This window comes from Alteribacter salitolerans, from assembly GCF_016901055.1.
Classification (GTDB): domain Bacteria; phylum Bacillota; class Bacilli; order Bacillales; family Salisediminibacteriaceae; genus Alteribacter; species Alteribacter keqinensis.
The window spans coordinates 1-22,105 of record NZ_JAFEUX010000019.1 but is presented as its reverse complement, the minus strand read 5'-3'; the positions used below and the strand labels follow the sequence as shown (position 1 = coordinate 22,105).

The 22,105-nt window shown below is 43.6% G+C and carries 16 protein-coding genes, 1 rRNA gene and 1 other annotated feature; of the genes, 1 reads left to right on the top strand and 16 read right to left on the bottom strand.

Going from position 1 to position 22,105, the window contains the following annotated elements:
• Window positions 1-8: 8 nt before the first annotated feature.
• From opp4B to guaB, 14 genes are all read right to left on the bottom strand, one after another.
• A complete protein-coding gene (opp4B, locus tag JSY36_RS20055; protein ID WP_122902061.1) occupies window positions 9-974 on the bottom strand; it encodes an oligopeptide ABC transporter permease in 966 nt (321 codons plus the stop codon).
• A gap of 56 nt (window positions 975-1,030) precedes the next feature.
• Entirely contained in the window at window positions 1,031-2,806 is a 1,776-nt protein-coding gene (opp4A, locus tag JSY36_RS20050) for an oligopeptide ABC transporter substrate-binding protein (RefSeq protein WP_205167728.1), read from the bottom strand.
• A gap of 48 nt (window positions 2,807-2,854) precedes the next feature.
• A complete protein-coding gene (locus JSY36_RS20045) occupies window positions 2,855-3,838 on the bottom strand; it encodes an ABC transporter ATP-binding protein (RefSeq protein WP_205167727.1) in 984 nt (327 codons plus the stop codon).
• Complete coding sequence (locus JSY36_RS20040; RefSeq protein WP_205167726.1) at window positions 3,835-4,848, bottom strand: ABC transporter ATP-binding protein; 1,014 nt, start codon at window positions 4,846-4,848, stop codon at window positions 3,835-3,837. The genes JSY36_RS20045 and JSY36_RS20040 overlap by 4 nt, the downstream gene beginning before the upstream one ends.
• A gap of 740 nt (window positions 4,849-5,588) precedes the next feature.
• Window positions 5,589-6,506, bottom strand: coding sequence for an oligopeptide ABC transporter permease (opp4C, locus tag JSY36_RS20035; protein WP_205167725.1), 918 nt, complete (start codon window positions 6,504-6,506; stop codon window positions 5,589-5,591).
• 11 nt (window positions 6,507-6,517) lie between these two features.
• On the bottom strand, window positions 6,518-7,483 hold the full coding sequence (locus JSY36_RS20030; protein WP_205167724.1) for an ABC transporter permease: 966 nt from the start codon (window positions 7,481-7,483) through the stop codon (window positions 6,518-6,520).
• Between the two features lie 77 nt (window positions 7,484-7,560).
• Window positions 7,561-9,396, bottom strand: coding sequence for a peptide-binding protein (locus JSY36_RS20025; protein ID WP_205167723.1), 1,836 nt, complete (start codon window positions 9,394-9,396; stop codon window positions 7,561-7,563).
• Between the two features lie 95 nt (window positions 9,397-9,491).
• A complete protein-coding gene (locus JSY36_RS20020) occupies window positions 9,492-10,475 on the bottom strand; it encodes an ABC transporter ATP-binding protein (RefSeq protein ID WP_122902075.1) in 984 nt (327 codons plus the stop codon).
• A complete protein-coding gene (locus JSY36_RS20015) occupies window positions 10,435-11,424 on the bottom strand; it encodes an ABC transporter ATP-binding protein (RefSeq protein ID WP_205167733.1) in 990 nt (329 codons plus the stop codon). Before JSY36_RS20015 ends, JSY36_RS20020 begins: the two co-directional genes overlap by 41 nt.
• Window positions 11,425-12,311: 887 nt before the next feature.
• The gene (serS, locus tag JSY36_RS20010) at window positions 12,312-13,586 is read right to left on the bottom strand and encodes a serine--tRNA ligase (RefSeq protein ID WP_205167722.1); all 1,275 of its coding nucleotides are present in this window, start codon (window positions 13,584-13,586) and stop codon (window positions 12,312-12,314) included.
• A 62-nt stretch (window positions 13,587-13,648) separates the two neighbouring features.
• Window positions 13,649-13,870, bottom strand: a binding site (T-box leader).
• A gap of 44 nt (window positions 13,871-13,914) precedes the next feature.
• The gene (pdxT, locus tag JSY36_RS20005) at window positions 13,915-14,499 is read right to left on the bottom strand and encodes a pyridoxal 5'-phosphate synthase glutaminase subunit PdxT (protein ID WP_205167721.1); all 585 of its coding nucleotides are present in this window, start codon (window positions 14,497-14,499) and stop codon (window positions 13,915-13,917) included.
• A gap of 16 nt (window positions 14,500-14,515) precedes the next feature.
• Complete coding sequence (pdxS, locus tag JSY36_RS20000) at window positions 14,516-15,400, bottom strand: pyridoxal 5'-phosphate synthase lyase subunit PdxS (protein WP_205167720.1); 885 nt, start codon at window positions 15,398-15,400, stop codon at window positions 14,516-14,518.
• A 439-nt stretch (window positions 15,401-15,839) separates the two neighbouring features.
• Window positions 15,840-17,231: a D-alanyl-D-alanine carboxypeptidase family protein gene (locus JSY36_RS19995; RefSeq protein WP_122902085.1), complete on the bottom strand. Its 1,392-nt coding sequence runs from the start codon at window positions 17,229-17,231 to the stop codon at window positions 15,840-15,842.
• A gap of 236 nt (window positions 17,232-17,467) precedes the next feature.
• Window positions 17,468-18,925 (bottom strand): IMP dehydrogenase, encoded by a 1,458-nt coding sequence (gene guaB, locus JSY36_RS19990; protein ID WP_122902087.1) that lies wholly within the window; start codon window positions 18,923-18,925, stop codon window positions 17,468-17,470.
• A 148-nt stretch (window positions 18,926-19,073) separates the two neighbouring features.
• Between guaB and JSY36_RS19985 the strand changes: the two genes are divergently transcribed.
• Window positions 19,074-20,015: a YaaC family protein gene (locus JSY36_RS19985; RefSeq protein ID WP_205167719.1), complete on the top strand. Its 942-nt coding sequence runs from the start codon at window positions 19,074-19,076 to the stop codon at window positions 20,013-20,015.
• Window positions 20,016-20,124: 109 nt separating this feature from the next.
• Here the strand turns inward: JSY36_RS19985 and megL are convergent, their stop codons facing one another.
• Both megL and rrf read right to left on the bottom strand, forming a co-directional pair.
• Complete coding sequence (gene megL / locus JSY36_RS19980) at window positions 20,125-21,330, bottom strand: methionine gamma-lyase (RefSeq protein WP_205167718.1); 1,206 nt, start codon at window positions 21,328-21,330, stop codon at window positions 20,125-20,127.
• A gap of 639 nt (window positions 21,331-21,969) precedes the next feature.
• Window positions 21,970-22,086, bottom strand: a 5S ribosomal RNA gene (rrf, locus tag JSY36_RS19975).
• Between the last annotated feature and the right edge of the window lie 19 nt (window positions 22,087-22,105).

Sequence of the window (22,105 nt, the reverse complement as noted above, 5' to 3'; positions counted from 1 at the left end):
TTCCACCTCTATTCTACCCTTATCCTTGGATCTACTACACCGTACACGAGGTCAGCTATTAAGTTACCGATGAGCGTTGCAATCGATAGCATTAACGTAATCGCGAGTACGACAGAGGAGTCTCTGTTATCAATTGAACTGATTAGTAATTGTCCAATTCCAGGATAAGAAAACACTGTTTCGATAATGACGGCTCCGCCAATAATACTTGCAATGTCAAAACCAAATAACGTTACGATCGGAATCACGGAGTTTCGCAGAATATGTTTGTTATAAATGCGACTTTCGGGTGTTCCTTTCGCACGCGCTGTTCGAACATAATCTTTTTGAGCACTTTCGATAATATCATTACGTAAAAACTGAGTGTAACTGGCTGTAGTAAGACCACCAAGTACTAAAGCAGGCAGTGCAGCGTGCTTTAATTTACTCAGGTAATATTCCATTGTCCCAGGTTCCACTCCCGAGCTAATACTCCCAGTTGCAGGAAACCAGCCGAGTTGGAAAGAGAATAGAAAGATTGCAAAAATAGCAGCTACGAAACTTGGAATTGCCAACATCAAATAGTTTAAGCCTTGAATTCCGTAATCTCCGATAGTATAAGGGTTACGACCCGCATACCGTCCCATGAAAAAGGCCAGGATGTACGTAATAATCAATGAAAGAACCGAAAGCAGAATTGTGTTCGGCAGCCGCTGACCAATGACTTCCGTTACTGGCATCCGATGATTATAAGAACGGCCGAAATCCCACTGCAGGATATTTCCTGCCCATCTGGCATACTGCACATGCACAGGGTCATTCAGTCCAAGTCTTTCTCTCATCTCTTCTACGTATTCAGGTGACGAATTTGCTGGATCAATTTGCCCCGAGAGGGCATCCCCTGGCATGGCTAATGCCAGGGCAAATACTACAATGGAGATCATAACCATGATTGGAATCATGATGAGAATTCTGCGTAATGAGTAAAGTAACATGATCATTTCTCCTTGCTGAGGACTCGTTGAAGTACCCTCTTCGTGTTACAGGATTCTTAGTTCTCTCTGTACCATAGGTGCGGATCAGTAATCGCATCTCTGATGTCCGGTGTTACACCTTGAACTTCAGAGTTGATCGCGTAAATAGTGATTGGAGAGCTAAGTGGAACAAGCGGCAGCTCTTCGTTAACAAGCTGGTGCCACTCTTGGTATACTTCCGTACGGTAGTCGATATCTAACGCTTCCTCGCTCAACCCGCGGGCGATAAGCTCTTCAGAATCTTCGCTTACCCAACGTGGGAAGTTCCAGAAGTCGTTTTCTTTCCAAAGACCAGTTGGATCCGGATCAGCAGACAGACCCCATGCACCCATGAACAAGTCGATGTCTTCATCGTCTTCTTCAACTAAGTCATAGAAAAGGTTGAATTCAAAAAGTTGACCATTTTGTAACTGTGCGTTAATTCCTGCATCCTGCAGGTTTTGAACGATATACTGGGCACGTGGCTCAGAAATATCAGTACCGCTCATTGCCATGAAGTTTACAGAGAACTCTTCTCCGTCCGGATTTTCAACAAATCCGTCACCGTTTGTATCTTCATATCCAGCTTCAGCAAGAAGCTCCATTGCGCGTTCAGGATCGTACTCATACTGATTAAGAGTAGACTCATCCGGGTAAGCCCAGCTGATTACAGATTCAGGTGCGTTGATTACAGTACCGTAACCTTCGCTGAATGAATCGATGATTCCTTGACGGTCAATTGCATGTGCAACTGCCTGACGTACACGTACATCTTCAAACTTAGGGTTGTCCATGACGTTTTTCTCGCCATCCCAGTGACCTAATTTAAAGCCGATATAGCTGTAAGAAAGTGCTTCTACTTCTTCAAGGTATACATTGTCGTTACCTTCAAGCTGAATCGCCTGGCTAGGTGGTAAGTCAATGATGTCAACTTCGCCCTGTGCAAGAAGTTCACCGGCCATTGCGCCGTCGATTACTTTGTAAACAACGCCATCAAGGTTAGGTGCACCTCTCCAGTAGTCTTCAAATGCTTCAAATTCTACCTGCTCACCAGGTACGATGTTTGTTACTTTGTAAGCTCCAAGACCAACAGGGTTACGACGAACCTCGTCAGACTCTTCCATCTCAGCTACTTCAAGGTGCTCGAGGTGAGCTTTTGGCATTGGGTATGTCCAAAGGTTGCTGATTGTGTTTGGGGCAGCCTCTGTAACTGTTAATTCAATTGTATAGTCATCAACAAGGTTGATACCGGAAATTTCGTCGGCGTCACCGTCCTTCATTTCCTGTGCGCCTTCAATCATTTCAACGTTTGAAAAACGTACACCTGGGTAATCCGGGTGAGCAATGACTTCCCACGCGAATTTAAAGTCTTCCCCAGTTAGTTCTTCACCGTTGTGCCACATTACGCCTTCTTCAAGTTCGAACGTGATAACAGTACCGTCATCAGAAATGTCAAACTGAGCAAGGTGTGGTTCCGGCATTAAATCATCACCTGTTTTTACAAGTGCATCACCGCTAAAGATTTTTAGTGCAAGGCTGTCATCCTGACCGCCATAAAATGACCAGTCAAATGTTCCTGCAAATGGTTGTGTGTAACCGTATGTTACAGTTCCACCTTGTGGTGCATCTTCTTGTGCAGTGTCGTCTCCGCCTTCTTCATCGGCATCAGCGTCTGCATCAGTGTCTTCTTCTCCGCCGTCTACTTCTTCGTCTGCGTCAGTATCTGCAGGCTCGTCTCCGTCGCCGCCGCAGGCTACAACGAAAATCGAGATTGAAAGAAGCATCGCTAAGAGTAGCAATAATGATTTTCTCATCCTGATAAATCCCCCTTAATAAATGTGTTTGATCCAGTCAAAAAACGGTTAATCGTAAAGTAAGCACGAAACGCGGTGCTCCCGATTCACCTCCTTCAACTGAGGTTTTCTTTCGCTGCACTGAGGCATGGCTTCCGGACAGCGTGGATGAAACGCACAGCCAACAGGTGGATTCTGAGGGCTCGGTACGTCACCTTTTAAAATGATACGGGCACTCTTATTACGCGGATCAGGCATAGGAATCGCAGAGATCAGCGCTTTTGTATATGGGTGTTTCGGGTTCGCGTAAAGGTCGTCAGCATCAGCAACTTCAACAAGGTTACCGAGATACATAACGCCGATACGATCACTCATATGTTTAACAACACTCAGGTCATGAGCGATAAACAGCAACGTCAGGTTAAACTCTTTTTGAAGACTCTTAAGCAGGTTCAGCACCTGTGACTGTACAGATACATCAAGGGCAGATACAGGCTCGTCCGCCACAATCAGCTTCGGCTTCAGTGCAAGGGCACGGGCAATCCCGATACGCTGGCGCTGTCCTCCGGAAAATTCATGAGGATATTTAAAGTAGGCATCTTCAGGGAGCCCTACTTTAGTAAGCAGGTCCATAACTTCATCCCTGACTGCTTTTTCCGACACTCTGCGGTAGTTAAGGATCGGTTCGGATACGATGCTCCCTACCATCATTTTCGGGTTCAGCGATGCGTACGGATCCTGGAAGACCATCTGAATATCTTTACGCATGTTGCGAAGACGCGATCCGTAAATGTTTGTGATGTCTTCTCCTTCGAAAAAGATCTTACCGCTTGTCGGTTTAAACAAACGAGTGATCGTTCGGCCGGCAGTGGATTTCCCGCACCCCGACTCCCCAACCAGACCGAATGTTTCTCCTCGCTTAAGCTCAAACGAAATATTATCTACGGCTTTAACGTCACCAATCTTTTTTCTGAAAAAGCCGCCCCGTACAGGGTAATATTTTTTTAATTCTTTAATTTGCAGCAAATGTTCTGACTTTTGTGGTTGTGTCATGCTCGCACCTCCGCTTTTTTGCCAGGCTGACTTGTTTCGTAAAGGAGACAGCGAACGGCGTGGCCTTTATTCGTTTCACCCAGCTGCGGATCAATTTGTTTACACTCAGGCATCGCCTCCGGGCAACGATCCACAAAACGGCAGCCTTGCTTCGGCATGTTCTTTAATGATGGAACAATACCTTTAATTGTATAAAGCTCCTCTTCCTTCTCATCCAGCTTTGGAATAGAGCCGAGAAGCGCTTTCGTATATGGATGCTTAGGATCATGGAAAATACGGTCCACATCGGACTGCTCAACAACTTGTCCTGCGTACATGACGACAACCTTGTCTGCCATCTCAGCTACAACACCAAGGTCATGAGTAATGAGCATAACGGCCATACCTTTATCATTCTGAATTTTCTTAATTAATTCGAGAATCTGAGCCTGAACCGTTACATCAAGTGCTGTTGTAGGTTCATCAGCAATTAGAAGTGCAGGTTCACAAGCGATAGCCATGGCGATCATAACCCGTTGACGCATGCCCCCTGAAAGCTGGTGCGGATACTCGTGCACAATCTGCTCAGACCTTGAGATACCAACGTCTTTTAAAAGCTGAATACTTTTTTTCCGTACTTGCTCTTTTGAAGCATCTGTATGGTTCAGTAAAACTTCATCAAGCTGGAATCCGATTGTCAGTACGGGGTTAAGCGCCGTCATAGGTTCCTGGAAAATCATACTGATATCCTTACCCCTGACGCTGTTCATTTCACTTTCAGTTAAGTCTGCAAGATCCTTCCCTTTAAAAAGAATCTGCCCCTTATCTATTGATCCATTATGCTTAGGAAGTAATTGCATAATTGAAAGAGACATTACACTCTTTCCACAACCCGACTCCCCAACGACACAAACAACTTCCTTCGACTCTACATTGAAGGATACGCCTTTAACAGCGTGATATTGTTCTCCGTCAATGTTAAATCCAGTGTGCAAGTCGTTTATCTCTAGAAGCGCTTTCTGCTTGCTCATAGGATAATCAAACCCTTCAATATTTTCTGAAAATAATAAAAAATCTAGTTATTTAAAATAGTATTATAGTTTCATAACATAGTCAATGTTTTATTTCATTTTCAATCTCCTAACAATTTCGTAACAATTACCTCAATTATTGTAATTGTCAGATAAATAAGAACAAAGAATATTCAAGCAGGATACCTCCCACCTGGCAATTCGACGGTATGACCATCTTAAGCAATCAATATTTTTACATAATTTAGAAGCGAACAAATAATTATATCAAGATAATTAAAGGCGCTTTCTTACTAGACTATGTAAATACCACTTCTATCGATTTGGATGAGAAAGTCATAGAATAATCACCGTTTATACCGATAATAGTGAACAGGAAGTCCTATTTCCAGCCTCCTCTCAAATTACCAGGATCCTCATTTGTTCTCATTGCACTTTTATGCATGAGAAATGAGTTAGGAAATCTGAATGAACGAAAACATGACCTTTTTACAGTTCACGGAACATTATACACTGATTACTCCATATATGCATGGATATATTTAAATTTTTTTACAACTCTGTTTGTTTTTTAGTAAAAACACTACTAAATTCCTATCTTATATTACAAAATTAAACAAATTTCCGCCTACTTTATTATAGAAATTGTGTATTTAACTCTTTTATCCTTTAAAGTGTCATACATAAAAATGCACTGATATTCAAAAAAAAGCCACCTTTGAAAAGGCAGCTTTCTCATATTATTGGTTACTTTTAGGGTCAAAAGCATCTCGTAAGCCGTCACCGATAAAGTTAATGGCAAGTACAGTAAGTAAGATTGCCAGACCCGGCGGGACCCACGTTTCCCAGTTATTTTCAAGAATTCGAAGACTATTGGCTTCTGTAATCATGTTCCCCCATGTCGGAGTCGGCTGCGGAATACCAAAGCCGATAAAGCTGAGGCCTGATTCAAGAATAATCATTGTAGCCATCATTAATGTAGCATTAACGATGATCGGACCGACTGCGTTTGGAAGGAAGTGCTTAAAAATAATTCTGAAATCCGAAGCTCCAATCGAACGGGCTCCGAGAACATACTCTTTTTCCCTGAGGGAAAGGAAGGTTGCTCTTATAATCCTTGTCAGGTTCGGCCAGGATGTCACCGCGATAATGGTTATAAACAGTGTAATGGTAACCGACTGTACAATCGCAATAATTGTCAGAATCAACAGAAGGAACGGGAGGATCAGCATAAGATCAGTCGCTCTCATAATAATGCCGTCGACCCATTTTCCATAATATCCGGCAAGGGAGCCCAATAAGACACCGATAACCACTGTGAACAGCATGGCGAAGAATCCGATTGTTAAAGATATTCTCGCTCCGTATACCAGTCTCGAGAAGTTATCCCGTCCTGAACTGTCTGTTCCAAGCCAGTGCTCTGAAGACGCTTTTGATTCGATATTGTAATAGTTGTGTGCCGTTGGACTATGAGGCGCAATTACATCTGCGAAAATAGCCACCAGGATGAAGAATGCTAATACAACCAGTCCGGCAATGGCGAGCTTATTTCTGAGAAACCTCCGCATCGCCAATTGAAAAGGGCTTAAGCTTTTCTCTGCTTCTGTTTTAGCGGGAGGAACTGCAGTTCCTACTTGTTGATTAGAATGTGTTTCCATCAGCTTTCACCTCAATCGTAGCGAATACGCGGATCGACGACAGCATAAAAGATATCCGCTAAAAGATTTCCGAGTAATATTGTTACTGCAAGAATCAGATTAATAGCCATAATGACCGGATAGTCACGGTTACTAATAGAGTTCAGGAATAACGTTCCAATACCCGGATAATTAAATACCGCTTCAGTAATAACTGCTCCACTTAACAGGAACCCAAACTCAAAACCTAATAATGTAATGATCGGGATAAGGGCATTTCGAAGCGTATGCTTATACAACACAGAATTCTTAGTAAGTCCTTTTGCATGTGCGGTTCGAATGAAGTCACTACCTTTGATTTCTAGAATTTCAGTACGCATATACCTCATGTACACAGCGGTACTGGCCAGGCCTAATGTAAATCCAGGTAACACCAGGTGTCTGAGTTTATCTACAAATAGTTCGAACCCGCTTAACCCCACGACTGAGGTGGTTCCTTGAGCAGGAAACCAGCCAAACTGGAAGGATAACAGCCAAATAGCGAGCAATCCGGCAAAAAAGTTCGGTGTGGCCAGACCTAAAAAGGCAAAGGTCGTAGCTCCATAATCAAACAGTGAATATTTTCTCGTTGCAGAATAAATTCCGATTGGTATGGCAACTGACAATGTAATAACAAGAGAAAAGAGTGCTAAGTACACAGTATTCATAACCCTTGACTGAATTAAATCAATAACCGGCCTGTTGGCGTATTGCATAGACGTTCCAAGATCACCCTGGGCAACTGACGAAAGCCAGTTCCAATACTGAATATGTATCGGGTCGTTAAGACCAAGTGCCTCTCTTCTTTGCTCCAATACCTCGTGAGGGATATTCGGATCGAGCATTTCACCTGACAACACATCTCCCGGTGCTGCTTTAGCCAGTCCAAATACGAGAACCGTCACAAGAAAAAGCATGGGAATAAACTGTAACGTACGTCGAATGATATATTTGTGCATTCAAAATTCCTCCCACCAGGTAAAAAGTAAGTGTGCGACCGAGGGCCGCACACCTCTTTACCATGACACTTCTACAATTATTGTGCTAAATACCAGAGGTGAGAATCTTGGTAGATTCCAGCTGGCAGTTCTTTTACGTTTTGCAGTGCAGAGTTGTAAGCATAGATGTTGTCAGAAGAGTAAAGGAACACCATAGGTACCTGTTCAGATACATGGGCAGCCCACTCGTTGTATACTTCTGCACGGTAATCTTGCTCAAATGCATCTGGTGCAGTTACAGCTTTACGGATAAGCTCATCACTCGTCTCGTCGTTCCAGCGAGTGTAGTTATACGCTGCAGTTGACTGCCAGATTCCAGCTGGGTCAGGATCACCGACAGCCAGGCTCCATCCAGCCAGGTAAAGATCAAAGTCGTTGTTATCAAGTTCAATTGCATCAAAGTGAGGACCAGCTTCACGCGGCTGACGAAGTTCAACCTTAATTCCTACAGCTCCAAGCTCATCAGCAATGATTGGCGCAGTACGCTCACGAACTTCGTTTCCAGTTGGGTAATCAAGGTTAAGAACATACTCGTTACCGTCTGGATCTTCACGGAATCCGTCTCCTGTAACATCTTCGAATCCTGCTTCATCAAGAAGCTCATTGGCGCGGTCCGGATCGTATGGGTATTCCGTTACAGCGTCTGGATCATAAGCCCATGAAGCTTCCGGGAATGGCGCTTCCATTACAGAACCTTTTCCGTATAGAAGTCCATCTACGATACCTTGACGGTTAATCGCACTTACAATTGCCTGACGAACACGTACATCAGAAAGCTTTTCGTTTTCAACCCAGTTATCAGGATTGATTGTACCGCTCTCTACATCTTCAGTAGTACGGTGGTGGAATTTAAAGCCCATGTACTGGTAACCAAAATCTTGTGTTTCAAAAGTCGTAATGTTTTCAAGAGCATCTACACGCTCAAAGTCAGAAGCAGGTACGCCGTTTGGCTCAGCAATCATGTCAAGCTCTCCGCTTTCAAGAAGACCTGGCATTACAGACTGCTGAATAACACGCCACGTAATTCCATCAAGGTGAGGCTCTCCTTGCCAGTAATCAGCAAAAGCTGTAAGAACATACTGCTCTCCTTCGATCATGTCAGTAAGCTCGTAAGGACCAGTACCTACAACTTCACCAGCATTACGGGAAGCATCAGCATCTGGAATATCAGAAACTGCCATCTCTTCGAATGGGTGAGCAGGTACAATGATAAAGCTTGTATCAAAAAGCATTTTAATGTTTTCTTCTTCATAGTGGAAAGCTACAGTATAGTCGTCAATGACTTCTACACCTTCAAAAGTATCAGCTTCACCTGTGCTGTAAGCTTCGTAACCTACAAGACCGGCAACGTAGTTTGTACGTACCCCGCCTGAAGCAACATACTCAGGGTCAGCGATTGTTGAATATGTGAAATACACGTCATCAGCAGTGAACTCTTCACCGTCATGCCACTGAACGCCTTCGTTCAGGTAGTAAGTAATTGTTGTAAATTCATCGTTAATTTCCCAGTCTTTTGCAAGGGATGGCTCGTACTCAAGTTCGTCATTGAGTTGAACCAGAGATTCGTGTGTGAAGCTAAGGATATTTGCTTCATACGCATCAGAGTAGAATAATGGGTTGAATTGGTGACCTGGAGCAGAATACATACCTGCATTGATCGTTCCGCCTTGCTGTGCTTCGCCGGAATCTCCCTCTTCAGCATCATCGTCTTCTTCCGTTGCATCTTCACCATCGTCACCTTCTGCTGCATCTTCTTCTGTTGCGTCATCCCCCTCGGATTCGCCAGAAGCTTCTTCATCATCACCACATGCTGCCAAAGCGAACACGAGTGACAATGATAAAATTAACATTAGCCAAAATTTACTGAACTTCATGATAGTGTTACCCCCTTAATATTTTAAAAATTACAAAAACAATTAACCCAAACTCTCCTCTCCCTTGCCTCACCTCCTTAAAGTGCATTTTTTATTTATTTCTTTTCACTGTACAAATGACAAGCCACATACTGTCCTTCACCTTGATGAATCAGTTCAGGCCTGTCCACTTTGCAACGGTCATGAGCCTCGGGGCATCGTGTGTGGAATGAGCACCCAGTCGGCGGATTTGACGGACTCGGAAGCTCTCCTTTTAATTTTATCTTCTCTCTTCTCCGTGTAACATCGGGAACCGGTACAGAAGATAGAAGGGCTTTCGTATACGGGTGAAGCGGGTTGTCGTAAATGAGCTTCTTTGGACCGATTTCGGCCATTCTTCCCAGGTACATGACACCTACTCTGTCAGAAATATGTTTAACAACACTCAAATCATGGGCAATAAAGAGATAAGTGAGATTAAATTCTTTCTGTAAGTCTTCCATCAGGTTAAGAACCTGCGATTGAACCGATACATCTAGCGCGGATACCGGCTCATCACCAATAACGAATTCAGGGTTCATACTGAGGGCTCTTGCAATCCCGATTCTCTGTCTTTGACCGCCTGAGAATTCGTGAGGATACTTCTCTCTCGCTTCTGCCGGCAGGCCTACCTTTTTCAAAAGGTCGACAACTTTCTCTTTACGGTCTTTTTTTGCCATCGTTTTTTGAACAAGCATCGGTTCTTCAATAATTTCTCCTACACTCATCCTTGGGTTAAGAGATGCGTAAGGGTCCTGGAATACCATCTGCATATCCTGACGGTACTTTCGCATTTTCCCCTGTTTAACCGTTGCGATGTTTTCGCCTTTAAAAATGACGTCTCCTTCAGTAGGATCCATAAGTCTGAGAATGGTCCGGCCGAGAGTCGACTTCCCGGAACCTGACTCCCCAACAATCCCAAGGGTTTCACCTTTATAAATATCGATACTGATATCATCGACTGCTTTTACGTGTCCGACTGTCCGTTGAAGTACTCCCCCTTTTACAGGAAAGTATTTTTTAAGATTTCGTACTTCTAACAGCTTCTCTTGTTGTTCCATTGCCTTGTCCTCCTTCTCCACTCAAAGGCTCGTAGAGATAACAGCGCACTTTGTGTTTAGCTTTTGTCTCCAGCAGCTCCGGATTCGATTCCCGGCAGATATCCATTGCGTGATCACACCGTGGTGCGAATCGGCATCCTTGTGGGAAACGGTGCGCAGGCGGTACGGATCCTCTGATCGATTCAAGCCGTTCAACATCAGCGTCAATGTTCGGGATACTTCCCATCAAACCTCTTGTATATGGATGCTGCGGGTCTGTAAATAGTTCATCTGCTCTCGCTTCTTCAACAATCTGACCGCCATACATAACCATAACCCGGTCGGCTACTTCTGCTACTACCCCCAGGTCATGGGTAATAAGGAGGATGGAAGAGTCAAACTTCTCTTTCATCTCCACCATCAAGTCCAGAATCTGGGCCTGAATGGTTACATCAAGTGCAGTTGTAGGCTCATCGGCGATCAATAGTTTTGGGTCACAAGACATAGCGATGGCGATCATCGCACGTTGACGCATCCCTCCTGAAAGCTGGTGGGGATATTCGTTAATAATATCTTCTGCCCGTGCAAAACCTACGACTCTGAGAAGCTCGACTGCTTTTTTATATGCTTGTTTCTTCGTCATTTTTTTATGTTTCATTAATGTTTCTGCGATCTGGTTTCCTATTGTAAAAACAGGGTTCAATGAGGTCATCGGTTCCTGGAATATCATACCCATGTCGTTTCCGCGTACCTTTCTCATTTCACTGTCAGATAGCGTCAACAACTCTTTTCCGTCCAATTTAATGGATCCTTCAAGTATCTTTCCTGGCGGCTGAGGGATCAGCCTCATAACCGATAAAGACGTAATACTTTTTCCACTTCCGGATTCTCCTACAAGAGCCAGCGTTTCTCCACGGTCGATATAAAAATCAACGCCGTCAACTGCCTTGGCTACTCTGTCACCTTCCATGTAAAAATACGTTTTAAGCCCTTTCACTTCCAGTAAATGCTCACTACGCTGCACAAGCTCACCCCATCTTTTTCCCAGTAGCTCAGTCTCTTTATATCAAAATAGCAGAATTGATATAAAATGATAGTTTATACAGATATGAGTATAAATTTTCAAAAGACTTCTAACCGGTAAATCTATGTATCAAAAATGTATCGTTTTAATGACATTAATGTATCATAGTAAAAACAGTAAGTACAGAGTTTTCTAAAAATTTTTTATCTTTAGATATTTCGTTATTCGAATAAAATGGAATATTTATGATATAAACTCATACGCATATTTATAATTTATAAGGGGTTTTACAACCCTGTTTAAATTTATATTCGTTTTGATGAATAAAAATTAATATCTAACATCTTCTTCCATGCTAAATCCCGTTCATTTTTCGACAATGTTATATGTAAAATTCTGTGACTTTTTGAGGAGTTTTCTTCTTGCTTCCCGCTGACCCCATGACCTTCGCTTTAATATGCTAATATGGGAAATTAGTTTTATTAATTATTTTATTAAGAAAGTATCCGTAACGATAGAAATACAGAACACTACTCAATTTTATTATTTTTATACAAATTCCTATTAAAAGACTCTAGTGCTTTCCACGGGGGCGCCGGTGAGCCTCGTTTCACGCATGTGAAATACCCCTGCTTCTTCCTCTCCCAGTTATGCTTCGCAGCTTTCTGCGTCGAAGCAGCTGATTCGTGATGTAAACGCTCATTGCTCCCGCAGGGGTGTGGCGCATCCGCTCCAATCAACACTTCTTATAAATCAACAATGGTCTATAAGCCGGCCATTATAAAAGACGCCTCTGAGAATTTATTCCCGGAAGGCGCCTTTTACTTTGAAGATTATTTAATTACTTCTTTTCCACCCATATACGGTCTTAAGACTTCAGGAATAACAACAGTGCCGTCTTCCTGCTGATAATTCTCAAGAATAGCAGCAACTGTCCGGCCAATAGCCAGGCCGGATCCATTTAACGTGTGCACGTAATCAGTCTTACCTTTTGCTTCAGGTCTGAAACGGATGTTCGCACGTCGTGCCTGAAAAGATTCAAAGTTACTGCAGGAAGAAATCTCCCGGTATGTCTCATAGCTTGGGATCCACACTTCGATATCGTACTTCTTAGCAGCTGTAAAACCAAGATCTCCGGTACACATGTTCATAACACGGTATGGAAGCTTAAGCAGCTGAAGGACTTTCTCGGCGTGGGAAGTAAGAAGCTCCAGTTGTTCATAAGATTCTTCAGGCTTAACAAAACGAACAAGCTCCACTTTGTTAAACTGGTGCTGTCTGATCAGCCCTCGCGTATCTCTTCCCGCAGAGCCTGCTTCAGAACGGAAACATGCGCTGTATGCAGTATAGGCAATCGGAAGCTGGTTTGCATCAATGATTTCATCACGATGCATATTCGTTACCGGTACTTCTGCTGTTGGGATAAGAAAGTAGTCTTCCTCACGAATTTTGAATGCATCTTCTTCAAACTTCGGAAGCTGACCTGTTCCAGTCATGCTGTCTCGGTTAACCATGTACGGCGGCATCACTTCTTCATAGCCGTGCTCATCTTCATGAAGATCCATCATAAAGTTGATCAGGGCACGCTCAAGTCTCGCCCCTTGTCCTTTATAGAAAACGAAACGGCTTCCTGTAACTTTTGAGGCACGCTCGAAATCAAGGATTCTGAGGTTTGTCGCAAGATCCCAATGAGGCTTCGCCTCAAAGGAAAACGCCGGCAGATCTCCCCATTTACGAGCTTCCTGGTTGTCCTCTTCATCAGCACCCACGGGTACACTCTCGTGAGGAATATTAGGAATTGTGAGGAGCAGCTGTTCCAGTTCCTGATCCACGGTTCGCAGTTTATCATCAAGATCTTTGATTGTTGCAGATACTTCCTTCATTTCTTTTATCAGATGATCTGCGTCTTTTTTCTCTCTTTTTAACTGAGAGACCTCCTGGGATACGGTGTTTCTGCGGCCCTTTAGTTCTTCTGTTTTTTTAATAAGTTCCCGTCTTGTCACATCGAGCTCTCCGAAGCGGTCAAGATCACTGATGTCTTCATTTCTGTGTGCAAGTTTTTCTTTGATGTTTTCAAAGTCTTTTCGCAGTAATTTTACATCTAACATTGTTTGCCCTCCTCTTTCTTTAACAGTGAAGGAATGGAAAACACAAAAAACTCCCGTCCCCAAATAGGGACGAGAGTTAACCCGCGTTGCCACCCTTGTTGAAAAAAAGGAACGATCCTTTTTTTCCACTCATCGCTTGTAACGGCCGACGATACCGAGGCAGCATACTCGTCTTCCGCCGCCTGACTCCGGGATGGATTCATAAAGAGCTTTGATCGGTTTTCAGCGCCACCGACTCTCTGGACAAAGCTGTCTTCATTACTTTTTCCCTTCACTGTCGTTCAAGAATATTTTGTATTCCTATCATAACCGATGGGGGAGTTTTTAATCAAGCAGGTACGTGATTTTTTCTCACCATCGATGCGAAATACTGATGCATCCGGTCATCATCTGTCAGTTCAGGGTGATAGGAGCACGCCAGGAAGTTCCCTTGCTTTGCAGCGACTATGTCACCATCATATTCTGCAATTACGTCCACAGCCGGTCCGACACGCTCAATGATCGGTGCACGGATAAAGACACCGTGAACATCTTCACCAATTTCTTTAACTTTAAGAGGAGCTTCAAAGCTCTCCCGCTGGCGCCCAAAGGCATTTCGTTCAACCGTCATATCCATAACAGCAAGGTGCGGGTGCTCCTGTCCTTTGATTTCTGTTGCCATCAGGATTGCTCCTGCACACGTGCCGAACATAGGTTTGCCTGATTCGGCAAAGGCTTTTAACGGCTCAAAAAATCCGTACTTATCAATAAGCCGGCGCATCGTCGTGCTTTCCCCGCCCGGAAAAACAAGACCATCCAGCTCGTCCAGCTGCTCTGTACGTTTAACAACAATCACGTTTACATCCGGCGCCTCAAGGGCTTTTGCATGCTCACGAACGGCCCCTTGAAGGGCTAAAATTCCAATGTTTATCATGATGCCGCTCCTTTACTTACCAGCCGCGCTCCTGCATACGGTCTTTTGCTTCAAGAGTTGAAATTTCAATCCCCTTCATGGCAGAACCAAGACCTTTTGAAAGCTCAGCAATAAGTTTGTAATCTTCGTAATGAGTAGTCGCCTCTACAATCGCACGGGCGAACTTTTCAGGGTTGTCCGACTTAAAGATACCGGAACCAACGAATACGCCGTCTGCACCAAGCTGCATCATTAAGGCTGCATCTGCCGGAGTAGCTACCCCGCCTGCTGCAAAGTTTACAACAGGGAACTTACCTGTACGCTTGATTTCCATCAGGACATCGTAAGGTGCACCAAGGTTTTTCGCCTCTGTCATGATTTCATCTTCGCTCATACCAACCACTTGTTTAATCTGGGACTGCATCATACGCATGTGACGCACGGCTTCTACGATGTTCCCTGTACCAGGCTCACCTTTTGTACGGATCATGGACGCACCTTCTCCGATTCTGCGGGAAGCTTCTCCAAGATCTCTTGCTCCACATACGAATGGTACCGTGTAATCGCGTTTATTTAAGTGGTAAACTTCGTCAGCAGGTGTAAGTACTTCACTTTCGTCGATGTAATCTACACCCATCGCTTCAAGTACTCTTGCTTCAACAATGTGACCAATACGAGCTTTCGCCATTACAGGAATACTTACTGCATTCGTTACTTCTTCTACAATTGTAGGATCTGCCATGCGCGCAACACCGCCTGCAGCGCGGATATCTGCTGGCACACGCTCCAGTGCCATAACTGCTACAGCACCTGCTTCTTCTGCAATTTTAGCTTGTTCCGCGTTAATAACGTCCATAATGACGCCGCCTTTTTGCATTTCTGCCATCCCGCGTTTTACCCGATCTGTACCCGTTTGTTTCATTGTGAATGATCCCCTTTCGAGATTACCTAAGTTTCAAATAATTCGGATTCTGATTATCCTTATCTATTATAACGGAAAACCGGTTAAAATATCGATGGAAAAGATTTAGAAATAACTAGAAAGGTTTGCAATTCCAAGTGATTCTCCTTTTATGTAACGTAATTATTCCTGAAAGTGATGTAATTCTTCCTGTAAAAGGAACGATTCTATCTTAGAGTGATGTATTTATCCCAAAAATGAAATATTTCTTCCTGAAGCCGATAAGAATATCTAAAAGTGAAATAATTATTCCTCAAAGCGAATTAATTCATTCCAAAGGCTGTATCTTTTTTTCTGTAATCTATAGAGAGTGAAATGAGCCACAATTTATACGAGAAGAGCGATAAAAATAATACCCGGAAGGTTTTCTTCCGGGTATGCTGTATGAGGTTTTATTATACTAGAACCAGCCGGTTACTGTATCAGCAACTGAGGTCCATACACCGGAGAAGAAACCCGCGATGCTTCTGAACAGAAGTGAAAACCAGCCGGCTTTCTCTACCGCTTCGTCAGTTACGATGTTAACGGAAGATTGGTCATTCCCATCGATAAATCCTGCATCATCCTCATCTGAAACAACGTGAAGTTTACCAACAACTTCACCGGCTTCAATAGGAGCAGTCAGTTTACCGTCTTCATTCAATAATGACTCGTCCCATTCTACTTCATAGCTGTATGCGTCTTCCTGGTTGTTGCGAATCATCATAGACAATGCATCTTCAGTAGACACAGCGACTTCGCTTTCTTTTCCTTTGGCTACCTGAACTGTTTCGTCCTCTTCAATGCTCATACCGGCAGGGAAAAGTTCTGTCTGTGAAAAGTGGTTAAACCCCCACTCCATTAACCGCTGTGTTTCCTGAAAACGGTGAGCTTCAGAGTCCGCACCCATGACCACAGAAACCAGACGTTTCCCGTCTTTTTCAGCTGTTCCGGTAAATGTATATCCTGCAGAATTCGTAAATCCGGTTTTTAACCCATCAATATACTCGTAATCCAAATCGCCGTACATCGTACCCGGAATCATCCAATTCCAGTTTTGCATACGGATTTCATCTGTTGTTCCTTCTTTAAACAATTTCTCCGGAATACTGGCTGTTTCCAGTACTTCAGGATAATTGTTAATCAAATGAAAGGCTAATGTAGCTGCGGCACGAGCTGACATATAGTTATCGTCATCAGGCTCAGTGCCTTCAGGGTAGTTATCTCCAAGAAGGCTGTTTGGCAGACCGGTGGAATTTACAAACTGGAAATCTCCGATCCCTTGTTCGAAGAGGGATTCCAGATCTCCACTTCCTGCTTCACGCATCGGCTCACCCATACCGATTTCTTTTGCTCTTTCGTTCATTCTTTCAACGAAAGCACCTTCAGATCCTGAAATCATTTCCGCGAGTGCCATTGTGGCAGCATTGGCAGAATAAATGGCTACTGATTCATATAGTTCTTTTACTGTATACTTCTCATCAGTTCTTAACATTACATTCGATAATCCACCCTGGTGTGACAGAGCTGCATTCAAGTCACTGATTGGAACTTCTTGATCCCAGGAAATCTCTCCGTTGTTGATTGCTTCTAAAATTAAGTACTCACTCATCATCTTTGTCATACTGGCTGGCGGCAATGCCTGATCTATGTTCTTATCCAACAAAATTTTGCCGGAATCGGCATCTACAAGTATTACCGTTTCAACCCCCGGATTAAACCCGGCCTCTGCTGTTTCTGATGTAGCAAATACGCTTGAAAAAACAAGCAGAAAAGCCATTAATGACAATACTGTTCCTTTAAACTTCCCCATTCTCTCTTCCTCTCCTTGATGCATAACTATTTATATAAACGTGAGCGTTCAAGAATACGCCGATAATTGGTAAATACAGACTCTTCGTTCGTTCCTGAAAAGAGCATATATTCCATATTTTTTAAAATGTTCTTGAAGCACCGCTGAAAACGTGAGTAACAAACGTCATTTTACCATATACAAACAGAAAAAAATAGATAGGGGAGACCCTATCTATCTAAATCTTTTTACCTAATTTACATGGAATAGTTCGGTGCCTCTTTTGTAATCTGAACATCGTGAGGGTGGCTTTCTTTTAATCCGGCATTCGTAATGCGGATAAAGCGGCCGTTATCCTGAAGGTCCTGGATCGTTGGTGTGCCGCAATACCCCATTCCGGCATTGATACCACCCACCAGCTGATGGATTGTATCACTTAAAGGCCCCTTATATGGTGTACGTCCCTCAATGCCTTCGGGAACGAGTTTTTGTTCACCTTCCTGGAAGTAGCGGTCTTTACTTCCTTTTTCCATAGCCCCAAGGGAGCCCATGCCACGGTATACTTTAAACTGTCGTCCCTGGAAAATTTCCCTTTCACCAGGGCTTTCTGTTACCCCTGCAAGGAGGCTTCCGAGCATGACAGCATGTCCGCCGGCAGCGAGAGCTTTTACAATATCTCCGGAGTACTTAATACCCCCATCAGCAATGATGGCTTTCCCGTGTTTACGTGCTTCTGTTGCACAGTCATATACAGCAGTAATCTGCGGTACACCGATTCCTGCTACTACACGGGTCGTACAAATAGATCCTGGCCCGATACCTACTTTAACAATCGTAGCACCGGCTTCGATCAGATCTCGGGTGGCTTCCGCTGTGGCTACGTTTCCGGCTACAATGTCCAGATCCGGATACGTTTCACGAACCTGCCGCACTTTATCGAGCACGCCTCGTGAATGACCGTGCGCTGTATCAATAACGAGCACATCAATTCCAGATTGAACAAGAGCTTCTGTTCGGGCTTCGGAATCTCCCCCTACACCCACAGCTGCACCGACTACAAGTCTTCCCGCTGAGTCCTTTGCTGAATGAGGGAATTCAATTGCCTTTTCAATGTCCTTAATTGTAATAAGGCCTTTTAAGATGCCGTCATCATCAACAAGAGGCAGTTTTTCAATTTTATATTTCTGGAGAACGCTTTGTGCTTCATCCAGTGTTGTGCCGACAGGAGCAGTTACAAGGTTATCCTTTGTCATGACCTCATTAATCTCAATAGAGTAGTCATCAATAAAACGAAGGTCACGGTTCGTTAAAATCCCGACTAGCTTTAAATTCTCGTCCACGATAGGGACTCCTGAAATACGGTACTTCGACATTAAGTGCTCAGCATCAAACACCTGATTGTCTGCCGAAAGGTAAAACGGGTTTGTAATTACTCCGCTTTCTGAACGCTTTACGCGGTCCACCTGCTCTGCCTGCTCTTCAATCGACATATTTTTATGAATAATACCGAGTCCGCCGGCACGGGCCATAGCAATAGCCATAGCTGCTTCTGTAACAGTATCCATCCCGGCACTGATAATAGGAATGTTCAGTTCTAATTTATCGGAAAGCTTTGTTTTCACGCTTACATCTCTTGGCAGTACTTCTGAACGAGCCGGCATTAACAGGACATCGTCAAAAGTTAACCCTTCCTTACCAAACTTTTCCTCCCACATGGATGAAATCCTCCTTAATTTTTCCCAAAATATTATTAGTAGCTTAACAAGTGGACACACTACTGTCAAGAATTATCGACAGGTTCCAAAAGTTAGCCAAACCCGATTCTCCCTTACTTCCAGCGTTCTGACAAAGGAGTCAAATACAATGACATCACACCCCTTTTTATTGCCTTTTCAATCCATTGATTACGTGAAGCAGTATTTAGCAGCAAAGTATGAAGCACAGAAGTTGAGCAACGCCAGAACACTGGCATATAAAAATGGGTATCCTTTTTTATATTATCTTGAAATGGGAAAACAATACGTCAGTCAGTCTGAGGTTGCCCCTTTATCTACCCAGCCTGTGCTTTTATTCTATGGGTGTGTACAGTGGATGAAAGCGTGTCTCCTCACCGTAGATCCTGAATACCCCGGAACGACTCAGGTACTGGCTCACGGTGTCACAGCACGAAAACGGAAAAAACAGGATTACTCTTTTTTGGAGGATGAAGTAAAAGTTCAAAAAGAAGGGTTATTTCCTTACTTCTCGGAACAAATGTTTCATGTGAAACAATTGACCGGAGAAAAATATAAATTAAATTATGTTTTCAGGCGAATACCTGAAATGGCCTCCCTTTTTGAAAAGCTGTATGATCATAAACCCATCACAAAAATTTCAGTTTCTGATCAAAATGTTGCCTTACCGCCTCTCCTTCTAAAAAATCTGGAAATGGAGCTGCCGAGGTTCTTATCATTATTAAAAGCTGAAGGTATTCATATGAAAGGGGAAAAACAAGGTAACTCTTTTGTGCTGACGCCGGCAGGAGATTTCAATGTACATCCCTATTTACCGATTCGTCATAATGAGAGCTTGTACTTGCCTAACGACCGTGCGGCATTCCTTCCTTTACCGGAACTGCTCTCTCACTATTTGATCTTATACAGCCTGAGTATGATATGCCGTTACGAAACAGAATGGTGGTGTGAGCTCCTGCACTCCTTCTCTTCAAATGATTTCCCATGCATTGAACACTTTCTCACCATCTCAAAGTACAAGCTCCCACAGCTTATTGAAGACCTTCTTACACCACAGAGGTTCACTCACTGAATCAAAATTATGGGATGATAATGAATAATTCATCGTAGCTGCACCGAAAGGCTCTCCTTTTAGGTGCAGCGTAAATATCAGATGTTTAATTATCAGTCTGGCCGCCTGTTTAACTCGATGTACTTAATTTACCAGCCGCAGCATTCAATGCCTGAGCAAGATCCTCCCATATGTCATTTACATTTTCCAGTCCGACAGACAATCTCAGCATACTGTCTGTTATACCCATTTCCATTCGTTTTTCCGGTGGAATAACCGCATGGGTCATGCTGGCAGGATGCTGGATAAGCGTTTCTGCATCTCCGAGGCTTACAGCTACCTGAATCATTTTTAAATGGTTCATCATCTCCTGGGCTTCTTCTTTCCCTCCTTCTACTTCGAAGGTAATAAGCCCTCCCGGCTGTTTCATTTGTCTTTGCGCCAAATCATACTGCTCATAAGAACTATCCCCGGGGTAAACAATCTTCTTCACTCTAGGATGATCTTTTAATTTCCGGAAAAGGTCAGAAGCATTAAGACAATGGCGATCCATCCTTACAGAAAGGGTCTTTAACCCTCTCAATAGAAGCCATGCATCAAAAGGTGCCATTACCCCGCCAATATCCTTTAATGTAGTAGCCCGGACCTGCTGGATAAAGTCAGCCTTCCCTGCCGCAAGACCTGCAATGACATCTCCGTGTCCGCAGATATATTTAGTTGCACTGTGAATGACAACGTCAGCACCCATCTTAAGAGGCTGCTGCAGGTATGGTGAAGAAAAAGTATTGTCCACCACAACAATGACCCCCATTTCTTTTGCTACCTTTATCACCATTTCCAGATCAACAAGTTTCATTGTAGGATTGATCGGCGTTTCTACGTAAAGCACTTTCGTATTTGGCTTTATCTGCTGCCGCACCGTTTCTTCCTCCGACATATCGATAAAGTCGTGCTCGATACCATACCTGTCCTCCACAAGCTGTAAAAGTCCATACGTACAACCATATACGCCTTCTGAAACAAGAATATGATCTCCTGTTCTTACTAAAGCCAATAACACAGATGACACTGCTGCCATTCCTGACGCAAAAGCAATTCCTTCTTCTGCTTCTTCCAAATCGGCAATGGCTTTCTCAAGAATAGTAACCGTCGGATTTCCTAACCTCGAATAGATGTAACCGCTTTCATTTCCTGCAAAACGTGCTTCTCCTTGTTGTGCTGAATCAAAAGTAAATGTGGATGTCTGATATAAAGGAGGTGTTAAACTCCCATAATGTTTTTTACGATCGTACTCCCCATGAATTAACCTTGTTTCGAGTTCTTTCTTTTTCTCCATCTCCGATTACAACCCCTTTTTTCTCTTCTATAACACCATTATACGCCTTCTCATTGGCCCGTGAAATACCATTATAGAAAGACACTGCGGCAGTGCTGTAGTGAAAAGAAGGTTTTTATGGAGATAGTTAACCTGAAAAGTGTCAGGACAAGAACTAAACCCTTATATTTCAGCAGCTTCGTTGAACGGATACGCTCCCTTTCGGCGGACTCGCGCCGAGTCTCTACGGTGAACGGCAGGGCCCCGTCTGTCTCGCACTTTCGCAGGAGTGTCCCCTAATCCGTTCAACTCCGCACGATGCGCTGTGAAGATTAAAGGATATAGATAATTAAGCTGAAAATAACGTCTGTTTTCAAAATAAACAGAGAAGTTTTCATGATATTTGTGTATTTTTAATGATAAATTGCTGAGGATTCATCATATAGGTAAAAGATTCATGATATTCTGTGAGGTAAACAAAGATCCCGGCGGCCGCCCAGGCCGCCTTCTTTTTTACAGAGACCAGGTTTTCGGGATAAATAAAAATTTGTCAGGATAAAGGCGCGATTGTTCAGGAAACCCGGTCCACGGCCTGCTTTTACATCCTCCCCAAACAGCACAAAAAAGCACCCGCTTTAAAAACGGGTGCTTTTTCTTATTGCCCAGCGGCGTCCTACTCTCACAGGGGGAGAGCCCCCAACTACCATCGGCGCTGAAGAGCTTAACTTCCGTGTTCGGCATGGGAACGGGTGTGACCTCTTCGCTATCGTCACTGGACAAATCATGAAATTGAGAA